The sequence below is a fragment of the Photorhabdus viridis genome, assembly GCF_040256935.1.
Taxonomy (GTDB): domain Bacteria; phylum Pseudomonadota; class Gammaproteobacteria; order Enterobacterales; family Enterobacteriaceae; genus Photorhabdus; species Photorhabdus viridis.
In genome coordinates this window covers 1-1,778 of the sequence record NZ_JBEJZY010000134.1, presented here as the reverse complement: position 1 = coordinate 1,778, position 1,778 = coordinate 1, and the positions used below count along the sequence as shown (strand labels likewise).

The window sequence follows — 1,778 nt, the reverse complement described above, 5'->3', positions numbered from 1 at the left end:
GCGGCGGGACTCGTCGTTTCTGCCCATGGAGGCCAGTGTAAATCCGTCACACAGACGGTTGCGGCCTAGGAAGTGGGAAGCCTCGCCCGACAGGGCGGGGAGCAGTCACAGTTGTACTTAACTTAGATGGTTCAATTAATGAGGCTAAAACTAAAGCTGCGGAAGGGAGAAAATTAAAATGATGGAAACTTTAAACAAGCTTAACTATTGTCTTAACTGTCTCTCACTTAGGAAAAACATCCGGGTTGAGTTGAATATGAATTCAGATATTATTGAAAAATATAAGGAATATATTTACGATCTTGAACAGGCCACGATGTTACTTAACAAAACCATTGAAGATAATGATCAAATAGCTATTCAATGTGCGCTAACAAGAATTCGGATTGCATCATTGAATCTGTCTAATCTATATGAAGATATTATTGATGATGTTGTATTAATAAATAATCAGGACTCTTGGCCGGAGATTCCAGAAGACTATAAAATTCCTGAGCACTACGATTATCCTTCGAAGAAGTAAAATAAATCCCGCCCCTATGAGCTGTCTCTTAATCAGATCTCTCGGTTAAGAGACAGAACAAAACAGCCGATGCCGTTAGTGGCCTGAGATGGATGTTTGGCTTATCAGAGGCAGATGCCCATCGTCCCAACCAATTTGTGACGACAGAAAACCAGAACGATTTAGGGCTATTGTATAATTCATTGCCTGCCTGGGAAAAGGTGCATTAATAGCCAAAGAAGCGGTAGAATCTGCCGGTATTGGTGGTGCTATTGGTAGTAAGGTTTTAGTTGCTTCGATTGTAGGGAAGAGTAAAAGCAAGCAACCCTATGAACCCAATAAAGGAGCTGTTGGTAATATGGGGGAATTTTTTAAGCAACCGGGGTTTGGGAATCAGATTAAGGATGGCACACTTAAAACCAGTAAGCGGTATCAAGGACAGAGTATTTATCAAGCTCAGGGTAAACTAGGTGAGATAATCAAGAAAGGCGATCAAATATATCTAGACGGTTCACATAAAAATCACCTTGAACTTTTTGATAGTAAAAATAATTTTAAGGCAGCCCTTAATTTAGATGGTTCAGTAAATGTGGGTAAGACCAAAGCTGGTCAAGGGAGGAAACTTAAAGTTGACTGAAATAAACAAGTTAAATGACATAAAAACGGTTTTAGTCGAGCTAGCAGCGGCCTGCAATATCTCGAAAAATGAGCTTGATAATGATGGCAGCCTTGATTATTCGTTAAATCTGGATCATGAACTGCAAGATGAGCTTAAAAAATTGATATCCATGTTCGCAGTATCAAAAAAAGCCCTTGACCGAAATGACATGATTGCAGTTCAAACAGCATTAGTGATGGCTAGGATCTATGCAATGAATCTACGTAATTTTTTTGATGAAATCTTTGAAGACATAGAAATGATCGGTTGGACAGATCGATATGATTGGCCCAAAATTCCCGAAGATTACAAAATACCTGATCATTACAACTATCCATCCAAAAAATAACTCATAGCCACAGCTGGGGTTTCTTTATCTACTGGTTACTACTTACGTTGCCGGGGAAATCGTTATTTTTTTAATCATCTGCATTCCATGAGCACCTACAATCTGGTCAGTTTCAAGAGGCTAATAAACAAGGCACCTCTACCGAAGCCATCTGGAACAAATACGGAGAACTGAGCGCCGCGCAACGGGCAGAAATGTTGTCTAATTGTGCCGGGAGCGGTGGGTTATGCACACTAACCTACCAAGCCGAAATGGAAGGTGGCATAAAA

The 1,778-nt window shown here is 40.3% G+C and carries 3 protein-coding genes and 1 pseudogene; all 4 read left to right on the top strand.

Translation table 11 applies throughout. The annotated features are described in order from the left end of the window. A pseudogene (locus tag ABR397_RS22490) lies at positions 1–69 on the top strand (RNA-guided endonuclease InsQ/TnpB family protein); the annotation flags it as partial. A gap of 187 nt (positions 70–256) precedes the next feature. After that, positions 257–523: a hypothetical protein gene (locus ABR397_RS22485; protein ID WP_350307657.1), complete on the top strand. Its 267-nt coding sequence runs from the start codon at positions 257–259 to the stop codon at positions 521–523. A 337-nt stretch (positions 524–860) separates the two neighbouring features. Continuing rightward, on the top strand, positions 861–1,139 hold the full coding sequence (locus ABR397_RS22480) for a hypothetical protein (RefSeq protein ID WP_350307656.1): 279 nt from the start codon (positions 861–863) through the stop codon (positions 1,137–1,139). After that, positions 1,132–1,509, top strand: coding sequence for a DUF6853 family protein (locus tag ABR397_RS22475; protein ID WP_350307655.1), 378 nt, complete (start codon positions 1,132–1,134; stop codon positions 1,507–1,509). Before ABR397_RS22480 ends, ABR397_RS22475 begins: the two co-directional genes overlap by 8 nt. Positions 1,510–1,778: the final 269 nt, after the last annotated feature.